This is a genomic window from Methanoregula sp. UBA64 (assembly GCF_002502735.1).
GTDB lineage: Archaea > Halobacteriota > Methanomicrobia > Methanomicrobiales > Methanospirillaceae > Methanoregula.
Window position 1 is genome coordinate 133,421 of sequence record NZ_DAQC01000005.1, and the last position, 14,006, is coordinate 147,426.

At 56.9% G+C, this 14,006-nt stretch carries 15 protein-coding genes; 6 read left to right on the top strand and 9 right to left on the bottom strand.

Translation table 11 applies throughout. From position 1 onward, the window contains the following. Positions 1–42 precede the first annotated feature (42 nt). Both rlmH and BP758_RS08295 read left to right on the top strand, forming a co-directional pair. Positions 43–522, top strand: a complete 480-nt coding sequence (gene rlmH, locus BP758_RS08290; RefSeq protein ID WP_292370404.1) for a 23S rRNA (pseudouridine(1915)-N(3))-methyltransferase RlmH — start codon at positions 43–45, stop codon at positions 520–522. Between the two features lie 278 nt (positions 523–800). Then, a complete protein-coding gene (locus BP758_RS08295; RefSeq protein ID WP_292370405.1) occupies positions 801–1,247 on the top strand; it encodes a HEAT repeat domain-containing protein in 447 nt (148 codons plus the stop codon). A gap of 124 nt (positions 1,248–1,371) precedes the next feature. On the opposite strand, the gene BP758_RS08300 is transcribed toward BP758_RS08295, so the two are convergent. The 5 genes from BP758_RS08300 to BP758_RS08320 all read right to left on the bottom strand — a co-directional run bounded on the left by BP758_RS08300 (position 1,372) and on the right by BP758_RS08320 (position 6,041). Then, a complete protein-coding gene (locus tag BP758_RS08300) occupies positions 1,372–1,944 on the bottom strand; it encodes a class I SAM-dependent methyltransferase (protein WP_292370406.1) in 573 nt (190 codons plus the stop codon). Positions 1,945–1,946: 2 nt separating this feature from the next. Next, positions 1,947–2,666: a PaeR7I family type II restriction endonuclease gene (locus BP758_RS08305; protein WP_292370407.1), complete on the bottom strand. Its 720-nt coding sequence runs from the start codon at positions 2,664–2,666 to the stop codon at positions 1,947–1,949. 12 nt (positions 2,667–2,678) lie between these two features. After that, the gene (locus BP758_RS08310) at positions 2,679–3,671 is read right to left on the bottom strand and encodes a DNA-methyltransferase (protein WP_292370408.1); all 993 of its coding nucleotides are present in this window, start codon (positions 3,669–3,671) and stop codon (positions 2,679–2,681) included. Between the two features lie 836 nt (positions 3,672–4,507). Beyond that, complete coding sequence (locus BP758_RS08315; protein WP_292370409.1) at positions 4,508–5,329, bottom strand: carboxypeptidase regulatory-like domain-containing protein; 822 nt, start codon at positions 5,327–5,329, stop codon at positions 4,508–4,510. A 349-nt stretch (positions 5,330–5,678) separates the two neighbouring features. Beyond that, entirely contained in the window at positions 5,679–6,041 is a 363-nt protein-coding gene (locus BP758_RS08320; protein WP_292370410.1) for an NIPSNAP family protein, read from the bottom strand. Positions 6,042–6,239: 198 nt separating this feature from the next. Between BP758_RS08320 and BP758_RS08325 the strand changes: the two genes are divergently transcribed. Further along, entirely contained in the window at positions 6,240–6,608 is a 369-nt protein-coding gene (locus BP758_RS08325) for a hypothetical protein (protein WP_292370411.1), read from the top strand. A 100-nt stretch (positions 6,609–6,708) separates the two neighbouring features. Here BP758_RS08325 and BP758_RS08330 read toward each other — a convergent pair whose 3' ends face one another. Continuing rightward, positions 6,709–6,948, bottom strand: a complete 240-nt coding sequence (locus tag BP758_RS08330) for a hypothetical protein (RefSeq protein ID WP_292370412.1) — start codon at positions 6,946–6,948, stop codon at positions 6,709–6,711. A gap of 195 nt (positions 6,949–7,143) precedes the next feature. Here BP758_RS08330 and BP758_RS08335 point away from each other — a divergent pair, with 195 nt between their 5' ends. Continuing rightward, complete coding sequence (locus BP758_RS08335; RefSeq protein ID WP_292370413.1) at positions 7,144–7,938, top strand: DODA-type extradiol aromatic ring-opening family dioxygenase; 795 nt, start codon at positions 7,144–7,146, stop codon at positions 7,936–7,938. Positions 7,939–7,973: 35 nt separating this feature from the next. Here the strand turns inward: BP758_RS08335 and lysS are convergent, their stop codons facing one another. From lysS to BP758_RS08350, 3 genes are all read right to left on the bottom strand, one after another. Then, positions 7,974–9,503 (bottom strand): lysine--tRNA ligase, encoded by a 1,530-nt coding sequence (lysS, locus tag BP758_RS08340; RefSeq protein ID WP_292370414.1) that lies wholly within the window; start codon positions 9,501–9,503, stop codon positions 7,974–7,976. Between the two features lie 328 nt (positions 9,504–9,831). After that, positions 9,832–11,178, bottom strand: a complete 1,347-nt coding sequence (locus BP758_RS08345) for a dihydrolipoyl dehydrogenase family protein (RefSeq protein WP_292370415.1) — start codon at positions 11,176–11,178, stop codon at positions 9,832–9,834. Positions 11,179–11,193: 15 nt separating this feature from the next. Beyond that, positions 11,194–12,174 carry a hypothetical protein gene (locus BP758_RS08350; protein WP_292370416.1) on the bottom strand — a complete coding sequence of 327 codons (981 nt, stop codon included), beginning with the start codon at positions 12,172–12,174 and terminating at the stop codon, positions 11,194–11,196. 61 nt (positions 12,175–12,235) lie between these two features. Here BP758_RS08350 and BP758_RS08355 point away from each other — a divergent pair, with 61 nt between their 5' ends. Together BP758_RS08355 and BP758_RS08360 are read left to right on the top strand one after the other, a co-directional pair. Further along, complete coding sequence (locus BP758_RS08355; RefSeq protein ID WP_292370417.1) at positions 12,236–12,982, top strand: DUF128 domain-containing protein; 747 nt, start codon at positions 12,236–12,238, stop codon at positions 12,980–12,982. Between the two features lie 99 nt (positions 12,983–13,081). Beyond that, positions 13,082–14,006, top strand: a 925-nt coding sequence (locus tag BP758_RS08360; RefSeq protein WP_292370418.1) for a COG1361 S-layer family protein, incomplete at its 3' end; no start/stop codon positions are given.

Here is a 14,006-nt window from a genome sequence, read left to right on the forward strand (position 1 = left end):
GAACCGGAACCTCTTTTTTATGGCAGGGTGCATGTGAGGATCATGCAGGTACGGGTCGTTGCGGTGGGAAAGATCAAGGAACGGTTCCTTACCGAAGGCATCGCGGAATACGAAAAACGCCTTTTGCCCTACCTGAAACTCTCGATTACCGAGATCGCAGAAGAGCGGCGGGGCGTGCACGCAAATGCCGGCGAAGAAGCGCAGGCAGTCGGGCGCGAAGGGGAAAGGATCCTTGCCGCAATCCCGGACGGGGCGGTTGTCGTGGCGCTCGATGTGCGGGGAAAAGAGATCTCGAGCGAGCAGCTTGCCGCCCGGCTCCACGAGTGGCAGATGGCCGGGGTATCCCCGGTCGTTTTTGTGATCGGCGGCGACCTCGGGATCGCTGATACGGTGCTCAAGAGAGCCGGCCTCCGGCTCTCGCTTTCTCCCATGACCTTTACCCACCAGATGGTGCGGATGATCCTCCTCGAACAGATCTACCGGGCCTGCCGGATCAACAGCGGCGAGCCGTACCATAAGTAGGCCGGAGAAAGCGACGCCCCGTTCCCCGGTAAAAAAAGTGATTTCCCGAAAGGGAACCGTCCATTTTTTCCTTTTGCAAAAATGTATTTATATTTTCATTCCGGTATACTAGACCAATGTACCTGGCAGTCTGTGCATCTGACATAACGGCCAAGCGGGTACGATCCGCAGACACGAAGCGGATGCTTTTCTTCGTCTGTTAGGACAGGAATTGTTGTTCTTGTTGCTGGCAGGGTAGGGATCGGTGTTTGAAACATTGTGTATATGAGATGATTGGGATGAATTCCAGTGCGGCAAAAATGCCGGGGGCCTGGTACGAGGCGGCCCCGGCAAAAGGTATCGTGTATGACCTGAGCTCGGCGGCGCTCTCTGCCCCGGATACGGTCGGCCGGCTGCGGGCGGTTGTGGGCCTGGGAAAGTCCGGCGATCCCCGGGCGGTCCGCCCGCTCATGGACCTGGTTGCGGACCGCGACCCGGCGATCCGGCGCGGGGCGATTGCAGCACTTGGCGAACTCAAGAGCGGCCGGGCCGTGGAAGTTTTGATCGAACGCCTGCAGGACCGGGGAGAGGAGATGGAGATCCGGAAGCGTGCGGCAGAGACGCTTGCCGCGATCCGGAGCACCGGCGCCCTGCGGGAGCTCAAGAGTTTCTCTGCAAACGCTGACGAGGACCCGGCCCTTCGCGTGCATGTTGCCGGCCTGCTCCCTTCTGACGGGGCCGTGTAAGAGCCGGGCCTGCCGCACGGGCCCCGGTTTCTTTTTGTTTGTTTACGGGCAACCGCTGAAGCGTACGATCTCTTTTTTGGCAGGAATATTCCCGTTATCGCGTGGGGGGTGACCCCCTCTCCCGTTACCTTTTTTTGAGCAGGGCCGCCCGGTTCAGGAAATACCACCGGGTCTCGACAACTTCGAGGCCGAGCGTTTTCATGATTGCAAGATTCCCGGAAAATTCCTTTTTTGGGACCAGGAACGGCGGCTCGGAATAGAAAAACGTACCGCCGGACTTCAGCAGCGCAGCGATCTCAGAAAAGAGTTTTTTCTTGTCCGGGACTTCGTGGACGACAAAGATCGCAAAGGCTGTATCCACCTGCCCGTCCTTTTCCGGGAAAAGATCGAGCGAGTCCGGCTTGCACCGGTGCGTTGTTACCCGGGAGATCAGGCCCTCAGCGGTCAGCTTTTCGCGGACGATCGCGAGCATCTCCTCCTGGAGGTCGGCGGCGATCACGCTTCCCTTCTCCCCGACCCTTTTTGCGAACGCCCGGGTAAAAAATCCCGGGCCGCAGCCGAAGTCGAGCACATGGCTGCCGGGTTGCACGTACCGTTCCGCAAGTGCATCGGGCCGGTACAGGATGCGGCGGAACTTCGTGTCCAGGTGGGCGGCGTGCTCGGGGGAGAAGACGTCGCGGGCGTGGGAGTGTGGCATGATTATTTCACCTGGCTTGTGAGAATCTGCATATGTCCTTTGAGCGACCCGATAAAATGTTCAAACGACAGGTTCGGATGGGGTTCCTCTACATGAATTTCCGAATCATCAAACTTGGCGGTAATGAAACAGGATGATTCATAGAGCCGTTCAAGGATAAGCCGCTCGCAGAGGATCTCGTACCGCTTTTTGTACGAAGCACCCCGGAATATTTCATCGATGGCAAAATGAGGTTCCCGGACAGCTACGGGGGCTGTTGATTCTGCGCAGTCTTCAAGGAGGAAAAGGTATCCCAGCCACGGCCGGAACATCTGGCTCCCGAATCTTTTTTCCCGGAACGCAACCCAGATATCGGACGCACTCCCAATGGCCTCTTCAGTCCGGTTATTGAAATTGTTGCCAAACGATGGCCCCATCTGGGATTTCAGTTCGATGACTGCACCAAGGACGCCTTTATGGACAACCACGATATCCCATTTCTTTTCCGGCCGGTAATATCCTGGCAGCTCAACCGCAGTTTTTTTGAAGATGTCTGATTCCGGTATTCCCGCATCGGTGATTACCGAGCAGATGAGATCGGCAAAAGCGTCCATCTGTGCTCCGCCCGTTGCAGCACCCCGGCTACCCTGATCGTGCTTCCCGGCGTCGGTCTGTTTTGCGATCTGGTTGTCCCGGACAGCCCTGTACGACCGGACCGCCTCGATAATTTTCTGATCCATCATCCCATCTCTCGCTTAATCACCGGTAAGAGTCCGCTGGTATCGTTTTACGGATTGCGGAGTCTCAATCATGATCCCCTGTTTTCGCAGCCGCTGGTACGCAAATTCAAGATATCCGGGATCGATCTCGATCCCGATGCTGTTTCTCCCGGTAGCTGCTGCGGAAATAATTGTCGAACCCGTCCCTGCAAAAGGATCGAGCACAGTATCGCCAACAAAGCTGAACATCCGGATAAGCCGGGTGGATAGTTCTACCGGGTACGGTGCCGGGTGATCCTGTGTCGATGCCCCGGGGATATCGGTCCAGATCTGCCGGAACCATTTCTTATGGTTCTCCTGCGATATGGTGCTCAACAGTCTTTTTTCGGTGTCCGGTTTCCGGTAGGCTCCGGGTTTTCTCTGCATCAGGATAAACTCAATGTCGTTTTTTATGACGGCATTGGGCTCGAACGGTTTCCCGAGTATTCCCCCGCCACCGTTGCTGACCTCAAACGTGGCATTGGCGATCTTGTGCCAGATGATGGGGGAGAGATTATCAAAGCCAATTCTGCGGCAGGATTCTATGATGCTGGCATGGAGCGGCATGACCAGGTGCCGTCCCGCCTCTTTTCGCGAGAGGCAGACATCGCCAACGACCACAATCAGCCGCCCTCCCTTCACAAGGACGCGGAAACATTCGGCCCAGACTTTGTCAAGCTCTAAAAGAAAATCTCCATAATCCTGAATATTACCTAACTGTCCGTCCGATTCATGGTATTTTTTCAGGCTCCAGTACGGTGGTGAGGTGACAATGAGGTGAACGGATTCGTCCTCGATACTGGAGAGATCGCGGGCATCACCGAGCACCAGTTTGTGTTCTGTAGGGACAAGCCGGGTGATCGCTTCGATCTTTTTGATGAGAGTTGCATCTTTTGATATTGCAGGAATGGCCTTCTGGATCCCGACCTCTTCAATCAGCGGATTGAGAAATGCCAGATCGATCTGGGGCGGGATTGCGGAGGTTGTCATCGGTTAAATATCCTTGATATTATTCTATGGAATGAGGGGATTTAAGGGTGTGGGCCTCCTGTCCGACAAACTTTGTCATGGTAAGAATCCACGGATCCTTTGGGAGAAATACGCCCGTATCGGCCCCGGATTCCTCAAACCTCACTCCGGGAAACCCCGTAAAATGCCCGGATTTGCGGATTCCCGGGAAATCGATATAATAGCTTTGATTGCCAAAATACCCGAGTATATTGCCCAAAAACGACCCCCAAGATCTGGGTGAGTTTTCATTTCCCGCCTACCGGACCTGTCCGGGTGCCGATCGGCCCGCAGAAACGCATGGCGGCCCGTTTATTGAGGGGTCAAAACCGGGGATTTTACAGGGGTATTTTGGCATAGAAACCCTTGAGTGGTCGTATTTTCTCACGTCGGAACGAGATAGTATGAAGCGAACTCATCCACAGACGCTCTTGGGGGCTGCCGCCCCCGCCGCGTGGGCATCCCCCGGTTGCGATAGTGCTGTATTACCTTCACTCATGCACTCTTCCCCTGCAGGTAAAGGGGCACCATCGCACTACGCCCCCGCCCCCTTGGGGGCAGGGCTGGCGGAAGGGGGGCGGCGACAAAAGAAGAATCAGAATATTATCCACATCCGGACTTTTTTTTCAAAACTTCGCTAACCGCCGCGAACATTTTTCAAAATGTTTGGCAACGCCCGTAAACTTTTCTAGAAAAGTCCGCACCCCTCAACGAACCTTTTCCGGAATAACCCGCACCCCTCAGCGATTTTTTTTTAATTTTCGTGTATTCTGCATATAATCTGAGGAACTGCACAAAACCAAAAAAAAAAAAGATTGTTATATTTTTCTCTTGTGCAGGAACACAGAACCAAAAATCCCGATCGCAATAATTGCGATACTGCCGGAAAGTCCCGCTTTTCTTGTTGTGGCCGGCTGCGCAGGGCTGAGCGTTCCGGGTACATCCACGTTCTCTCCGGCAACGACGGTCACCCTGGTTGCCAGTTCCTGAAATCCGTTCATCTGGAACCGAACCGTATGGCTGCCCTCAGGAATATTGGTAAGTACGATAGGGGACACTCCCATGTTTGTATTGTCAAGGTACACAGCCGCTCCCGCCGGGGTTGAATGAACCGTGAGCTGGCCTGCAGGTGCCGGAGTTGGTACGAGCGGCACGAGCGTAATATCAAGAGAACCCGTCTTATCCGCAGTTACATAGACGTTCCGGCTGACGGGCTGGTACCCGTCCGTGTATACCGTAACCGTGTGATACTTGTCAACCTGAAGGTTCCGGAACTGGAGAACCATGGTAGCATGGGTATCCACCGGGTAGCTTGTCTGGCACTGCTGCCCGTCATCGACACAGGCCGTTCCCCCAGAAGGATGAATATTTACCGTAATCCAGCCGCTCGTGTCCGGCTGCAGGTTCTGGTTGATTTCTCCAATGATATTGGGGGTCACATACACATAGGTAACAAAATCCTGGTAACCGTCGGCAGAGAGATCTACCTCGTAATTTGTGTTTGCAGGCAGGGATTGAAATGTGTACGATCCTTGTGCATCGGTCTGTCCGCTATAGGTTCCGCTGCCATCGGTTGCTATGGCATTAACATACGCGCCCGGAGTCGTCCAGATCTGGATGCCGCCGGTTGGCAAAGCCAAAACTGCCGGAATTCCGGCAACGAGAAGTATCAGGAATGTTATCGATAGTAAAAACAGACGGGGTGTCCGGAGTAATGGTTGCATATGTAAAATCATGTCTTGGGTTTTGTATATATGTGCTGTGTTGAACGGTTTTGCTGCGTCTGCGGTGGATCTACCGGATCAGCGGATCGTTTTACCGGCATTTTTGATGAACGCCCGGTGGGTCTGGTAAAAAAACGCGGCAGATTTCCCTGACTTTTTTTATAAATGTGGACAACGCGGGGTAAATTTTACATAACCTTGTTCAGTACCAAAAGTGTATCCCGTAAAGAAAAGGGCCGGCCTTCCCTCCACTAACCCCGCCGTTTTACCCGGTCTTCCCAACGGGCGAGTACTCGACGTCATCCAGCACCCGGCTGGTCACGCGGACAACCGGTTCGCCGGTTTTCTGTACGGTCTGCCTCTTGATCTCAATCCATTCCTCGTCCGCAAGAAATGCCTTCCACTGGCGGTCCATAGTCGCCACATCAGGCCAGCGCAGCAGATAGACAAATTCAAAATTTACAATGGATGTGCTTTCCCAGAGCGCTGTGATCTCGAAATCGTACCGTTTCATGATGCGGAGAGCATGATCCTTAAACCGGGTATGAAAGATCTCCCTCTTGTCGGGCAAAACCTCATAGATGCGGAGCTGGCAGACCCCGCCTGTTTTTTTCTGCGTGGTTGTCATTGGGACACTCTTTTTACTTGCTTAAGGAAGGGGAGGGCCGTTCAATGATAATAGGTTTTACCCGGTACGGCTGGCATCGTGAAAAAAAGGACAATCCCTCTCCCGGTTCTTTTCCCGTTCTCGTGCCTGGTTACTCAATCTGGCAGGGTTTTTCCCCCATCGCAAACCTCTTACCCGCCCGGCACCCACAATTCCACCATGATTCCGGATGCGGACGACGATCCGTTTCCCCGGGTATACAAGGTAGACCGGCTCTTTATCGAAGAGCAGGATTTTGTCGCGGACGACTCGTCCCCGCTCTCCCCGTACGAGATGGCAGACCTCGAAGAGCCGGCCGTGCCGGTCGAACTGCCCCCGCTGCATAAGGGCGAGGACCCCAACCCGCCGGCAGAGAAGATGGGCGGCCGGGCAGGGCCGGCCGATGAGATCGCCCTGTCAAAGGATATGAAGAGTGCCGACGAACAGGTCACACTGGCATTTTTCAAAAAAGGAAAAACAAAAGTCCGCCGGCCCTGGGACGGCCCGGACCTTTCGTCAAAAGAGAGCCCGGAAGCAAAGAGCGAATAATCCCGCACGGTTTTTTACCGGCTGGTATCTTCATCACCGGGACTTTTACCGGGCCGCCGGAAACAAAAATCTAAAAAAAAGGGATCGTGGTATTATCCTTTTACGGGGCCCACTTCACCGGCAGCCGGTTGCCGGTCTCGGGGACTTTTCCCTCGATCATATCGCGGATCATGTAGCCGGGGAACGATGACCGGCTGATCGAGACGTACGTCCCGTAACTGACCGGGCCGTAAAAGCGCCGGACCCCGTCATTGCGGGTGATCACAAGCGTTTCCTTGTCCGTGTCGTATCCCAGTTCCTGAACCTGGTTGGATAAGCGGTGGTGCCAGACTAACGTCATTCTTAACCTCGATATTTGACCGGATCGATCAAATCCTCATCTTGGTTGACCCAAACGGGATAAATACCTGCTGAAATTGCGCGACTGAAATGCGCCCGTATCGGGGAAAGCTCCCTAAAAAATGCATGGCGGGCCGGATCCTGCCCTGTTGCCGTCACCGTACTCCCTTTATCCTGCCACCGCCAAATTCCCTGCATGGCTCCGGCATCCCTCCCCACGGTTTTTGTCTCGCATGGTGCGCCGACCCTGCCCCTCGAACGGAGCGAGCCGGCCTATAAATTCCTCACCACGCTCGGGAAACGGTACCCCGGAGCAAGAGCCGTCCTCTGCATATCCGCGCACTGGAACACCCCCCGGCCGGCGGTCAATCTCGCGGAGCACCCGCAGACCCTCCATGACTTCTCCGGGTTCCCGTCCGAGCTGTACCGGATAACGTATCCCGCCACCGGATCGCAGGGGCTTGCCGCCCGGACAGCGGATCTTATCGAAGCGGCCGGCATCCCCTGCGGCCGGGACCCGGCCCGGGGGCTCGACCACGGGGCATGGGTGCCCCTCATGCTGATGTACCCGGACGCCCGCGTGCCGGTTGTCCAGCTCTCGATAGAGGGACATCTTGACCCGGAGCGGCACCTCGCTCTCGGGGAAGCAATCGCCCCGTTGAGAAAGGAAGGCGTCCTCATTCTCGGCAGCGGCGGGGCGGTCCACCCGCTCGGGGATCCTACCGTTGCGCTTGGTCCCGGCGCTCCGACCGGGGACTGGGCGGTCGCGTTCAATGACTGGCTCACCCGGGCCCTGACGGGCGGGGACACAAAGAGCCTCGCCGCGTACCGGTCGCTCGCGCCCTTCGCAGAACACGCCCAGCCGTATCCCGATCACTTTATGCCGCTGCTTGTGGCCCATGGGGCTGCCGGCAGGGGAAGCAAAGGAACTCTTCTCCACCAGAGCTGGTACTGGGGCAACCTGGGGATGGGCGCCTGGGAGTTCCGGTGAACCGGGGCAGGGCGATAAAAAGTAAAAAAAGAAATTTAGTTTTTGGTCTCGGGCTTGTTCTCTTTGTCCCCTTCTGCTTCCACCTGCATGTTCTTCATGGACGGGAAGAGGATCACTTCTTTGATGGAATTGTTGTTGGTGAGGAGCATCACGAGCCGGTCGATCCCGATACCGACACCGCCGGTCGGCGGCATGCCGTAGCCTAGAGCATTGATGTAATCGTAATCGATCATCTGGGCTTCGAGATCGCCGAGCAGGCGTTTCCGGTCCTGCGCCTCGAACCGCTCCTTCTGGTCGAGCGGGTCGTTAAGTTCCGAGAACCCGTTTGCCATCTCCATCCCGTAGATGAAGAGCTCGAAGCGCTCGGTAAAGCCCTCTTTTGTCCGGTGGCGTTTTGCAAGCGGGGAGTTCTCGACCGGGTAATCGTAGATGAAGGTGGGCTGGATCAGCTTCTCTTCGACCATGTTCTCGAAGAAGTACACAAGGAACTCCCGCTGGCTCTTGGGCTTGTCCGATTCCTTGAATTTGTTCTGGATGGCAATCGCCCGGAGTTCGTCGACAGAGAGTGCGAAGATGTCGATTGCGGCATATTCTTTTACTGCATCCTCCATCGTGAGCTTCCTGAGCGGTTTTGCAAACGAGATCTCGGTCTCCTCGAATTTGAGCGTGGTCGTGCCGGTGACCTCTTTTACGAGCGTCTCAAGGAAGTCCTCGGTGAGCCCCATCATATCGTAGACATCATGGTAGGCCCAGTAGATCTCCACCATCGTGAACTCGGGATTGTGGTGGGTGTCGATATCCTCGTTACGGAAGTTCCTCGCGATCTCAAAGACCCGCTCAAAGCCGCCGACAACAAGGCGCTTGAGGTAGAGTTCGGGCGCGATCCGCAGGAAGAGTGTCTGGCCCAGACAGTTGTGGAACGTGGTGAACGGACGGGCGTTTGCCCCACCGTAGATCGGCTGGAGGATCGGGGTCTCGAATTCGAGGAATTCCCGGTCATTCAGGAACCGGCGGATAGACGAGATGATCCGGCTCCGGTTGCGGAAGTTCTGCCGGACCTCTTCGTTTACAACGAGGTCGACGTACCGCTGCCGGTAGCGTTTCTCGACATCGGTGAGGCCGTGGAACTTCTCGGGAAGTGAGCAGATTGCCTTTGAGATGAGCGTGATCGTGTCGACCCAGATCGTGATCTCGCCCAGTTTTGTCCGGAAGACATGGCCGGTAACGCCGACAAAGTCCCCGCGTTCGATGAACTGGTTGAAGAAATCGAAGGCCTCGTCGCCGATGTCGGCCTTCCTGATATAGAGCTGGATCTTCCCGGACTCGTCGCCGAGATCGGCAAAGATGGTCTTGCCGTGGTTGCGGACAATATAGATCCTGCCTGCGGTGGTCACGCTCTCCGCGCTCTTCTCGTGGGTGATCTCTGAAAATGTTGTCCTGATCTCCGCGATGGTGTTCTTCCGCTCGAACGTGGGGGGATAGAGTTCGATGCCCTTCTCCCGCAGTGCACGCACTTTGTCGAGCCGGGCCTGGTCGAATGCAAGGGTTTCAGATGGATCGGTCACGGGAATGCTCCGCTCTTAAATGAGTACCTCATACCTTCGATGTCAAGCGTATTAATACCTACAGCGCCGGGTGGAACGGCGGGGGAGAACTTTCTTTTAGAAGGCTGGGGGGAGGATGTATTGACGCTCCTGGGGGCTGCCGCCCCCGCCGCTGCGGCCACCCCCGCTTAGCGATGATGCTGTATTACCTGCATTCCCGAATTATCCAACGGATCGTTTTCGTGTACAGGTAATACAGAGGCATCGCAACTGCGCCCCGTCCCCCTCGGGGGACTGGTGGCGCAAGAGGGGGGCTAAATTTTTTTAACACTTTCACGACTGGAAAAATTCATTCCCCGGTTCGCTTCTTCAAAATCTCCGAGGCATACTTCGCAAGGCCGTACACCCCGTCCGTTGACGGGTGGACCTCGATGAACTCCTCGAAGTCGTGCACGGAAATGTGCCGGCGCATCAAAAACGCGAGATACCCGGCGATGACGCCGCCCGCCGGCCCTGCAGCGCACATGCCCTCGATCTCTCCCGTGGCCGGGTCGGCAAAGATCTTCGCGAGGCCCGTGTCGCCGTACGGCACCGACCAGAAGGTGCCGGGCCCGGCCGGGCCGGGCAGAGCGAGCGATGCGCTCCCCTCGTTGCCGCTGCCGCAGAACGCAAGATCGTGGGCAAGGTAGATCGCCTGCGGGATCTTCGTATAGTCCATGTGGCGTTCGGTCCCGAGGATGTTGTCGGCAGCAACAATTCCTTCGTGCCGGGCAACCGGGGTCAGGAACGGCGCCCCGGCCACGTCACCGCAGGCATAGACGCCGGGCACGCTTGTCTGCATACGGTCGTTGACCCGAATCTCCCCGTCCGGTCCTTTTTCCACCCCTGCGATCATTTCGGCGTTCGGCACGAGCCCGGCGGCAAGGAACACGGCATCGGCCCCGATCGTCTCCTCTTTTCCGGCGCTCGTGAACCGGACCCCGGTGACCTTGTCCGTCCCTTCGATCCCGGACACCGTTGTCCCTTCGCGGATATCAATGCCGGCGAGCTCCTTTATGGCAACTGCCCGGAGGTGCGTATCGAGATCTTTTACAAAACCGCTCCGGGCAAGGACCGTGACCCTGCTCCCGAACGCGGCAAAGATGTACGCGAACTCTGCCGCCATCACGCTCCCGCCAACGATTACAAGGTTCTTTGGCAGTTCGCGGAGCCCCCAGAGGGTGTGCGGCGTGTATACCCCGGCGAGATCTATACCCGGGATCTTCGGGACATTGGGCCGGGAGCCGGTTGCAACGATCACCGCTTCGGCATCGATCTCATCGTCGCTGATAAAGACCCGGCGCCCGTCCACCCGGCCGGATTTCCCGTACACCACATCCACCCCGGCGGTCCGGGTCTCGTGGTCGAGGATCCCGGCGATCTTCTGCTGCACCGCAAGCGTCTCCTCCATTACCTTTCCGAAGTTGAATTCCGGGACCGTATCGGTCATACCGCGTTCGTGGAGCCGGCGTGCCAGTACGATCATGCGGGCGAGATCGTTTAAAGCACAGACCGGCATACAGCCGAAATGAAGGCACTGCCCGCCGATCCCGGACTCTTTTCCTTTGGGCTCGACAAGCAGGACTTCCTTTTTAGCGGCGGCAAGGCGGATTGCTGCCATCCGCCCGGCCGGACCCCCGCCGAGAACAACGATCATACGAAAAAAGATATTTTAGAAGACTTCGACGCCCTCGTCCATCGGCTCCGAGAGGAGTTCGCCGGTAAACGCGTTGACCTCGACGATCTTCTTGCCCCGGATCTGCCAGACCGGGATATAGACCTGTTTTGCATCCACTGCGATGTTCTTACGATCAGGTTTTAAGGTCTTCTCCTCGTAGAAGATAGCATCGCCCTTCTCCTGCTTGATCCGGACCTTCTGGGTGAGGCGCTCGATGAGCTCGGCAACCATGCGTTCGGTTGCTTCTTCTTTGGTGATATGGGCGTCGGATACCTCGGCGTTTGCCGGGATCTCCGATTCCTCGACTTTGGACCCGTCGAGGTCGAGCTTGATCCCGTTGATGGCGTTAATGGCACCCCAGCCATCGGCATCGAAGGGAATGCGCCGGTCCTTGTACACCTGCTCGCCGGAACTCGTGTAGTGGATCAGGTAGTAGGGCATGAACCGGAGCCGGGCCGCACCCTGGATCCCTGCCGTCCGGATCGCGGCCTGCTCGGTGAGCTTGACCGGGAAGTGGAGGATCGAGATACCCGAAGACTCCTCGGGCTCGGCTGCTGCCGCTTCCGCACCGCCGGCCGAAGGGGCTGCCGCCGCCTTCTTTGCCTTGCCTTTCCCCGGCGAGAGGTCGAGCTTGAGTTCCTGTTCCACGATATCGGCAAGAACGGCTTCACCGGCGTACTGGACAAACTCGTCGATGCCCCACTGGGCACAGTTCTCCGTGGAGACTCCTTTTTCCAGGGTGAAGAGCAGTTTCTTGCAGGTCATCTCCTGATCGTCGACCATCAGGCTGTAGTTGGTCTTGTCAAACTGGGCGATCAAATCTGCATCGTTCGAACAGAGCACTAAAGCGCATTCGCCTTCCCGGACCGCGGACAGATCCAGGGGTTCGTCCACCTCTTCCACCTCGAATTTCGCAGCTTCAAGAATGAGCCTCATCGCATTCCTGGCTTTTTCCCGCATGTCGTGTTCCATCATATAAGGATTACCTTGGGCTTATAGAACAATTTTTCTATTGCCATCACAAAAAAACACTACAATGAAACGGCCGCTTAAGTTTGTGGATCACAGTATCGATGATTATGCGATGCGGGTGACCTACGATCCTGCCGCGGGAACCGGGACCGTTGTTTTCAACCTCTCGCTCGTGAAAAACGAGGATTTCGAATATGCGGTCTCCGTGCTGAAAGATGCGTACAAGACCGGTCTTTCCGCAAGCGGGATGGTAAAATTTTACCACTCCGGGGAAAAAGTCTCCGGGTATGTGGTGCCTGCGGGATGCACGGCCGTCTGCACGCTCTGCAGCATCACGCTCGACGGCCTGTTGATCCGGCGGGGAGTGCCAATCAAACCGATTGGCGGCGGCGTTGTCGAGATCGAGGAGCGTGCCCCGGTCCGGTTCACGCACATCATCATGTACGAGTACACGACCATCGACCCGCTGCAGGTACTCATCTCCCAGCAGATCACCTCGGTAAACAAGGTGATGCAGAAAGGGTCGGGCAATATCCTTGCCAATATCCGCGAGTTCCACATGGAGGCAGAGCCGCTCGTGGGAAGTGTGCTCGACGAACTTGCGGACAGCAGTTTTACCGGGATCCTCGAAGTCGGGGTGCCCAACGTTCCCCTGCTCGGCGTCCCGGGCAGCCCGCAGTACGTCTCGATCGCCGCGGTCGGGGGCACGAACCCCATGGCCGCGATGCGGGAGGACGGGCACTGGGTCCAGACCCAGGCAATGAAAGGCCTCATGGATATCCGGGACATGGCCGAGATCCGGGACTATTAAGAACCCGGCCTCCCGATTCGTACGCCACGGGATCCGGCTCGCATCGCTTTATAGGATCCAACAGAAATGTGTACCACCAGAACCGGCACGTGATTCCCGATGAAATCTCCCGTTATCCCTGTCATGATCCTTGTTCTCGGGCTCGCGCTCTGCATATCCCCGGCGCTGTGCGCCACGAAGTATATCGGAGCAAGCCCGGCGATAACGGCGTATGTCGGGGGCACGAACGAATACTCTCCCGGTGAGGACGCCACGATCACGGTCGTACTCCAGAACGGCGGCACGAACTGGCTGGCGTTTACGAACCGGGGCACGATAGCGCCTGAGGATGTCGGCACCACCGCGAAGCTGGTCAAGGTCGGGCTCGATGCCGGAACCGCCCCGATCGTAATCAAAACGGACCCGCAGCAGATCGGGGATCTTGCAAGCCCCGGCAAGACCACGGTAAAATTCACCGCGAAGATCACGCAGGACGCAACGCTCGGCGAGTACCAGCTGCCGCTGACCGTGAAGTACAAGTACCTCTCCGGTTCGTTAGTCGATCAGCCAACCACCACCACCATCGAGAACACGTATGCCGAAACGAGCCAGACCATCCCGCTCACGATCAAGATAAAACCGGTCGTCAAGATCGACGTCCTCAACGCAACCGGGAACAACCTTGTCGTGGGAACGGAAGGCACGATCAACCTGACGATCAAGAACACCGGGTACGAGGACGGGAAACAGGCCACGGTCAACCTCCTCCGGAATGGCAACAGCGCCGTGATCCCGACCGACGACAGCGTGTATATCGGGAACTTCCCGAGAAACGGCATTGTCAGCTGCCAGTACAAGGTCGCAGTCTCGAACGACGCCCAGGCCCAGAGCTACCCGGTCGACGTTGCCGTCACCTACACGAACGCTGAGGGCGACACGGTGACCTCGGAGACCGAGACGATCGGCGTACCGGTTGCCGGCAAGCTCACATTTTCCGTGACCTCGCCGCCGGCAAACGTTACGCAGGGAAAATCCGGCGTGATTG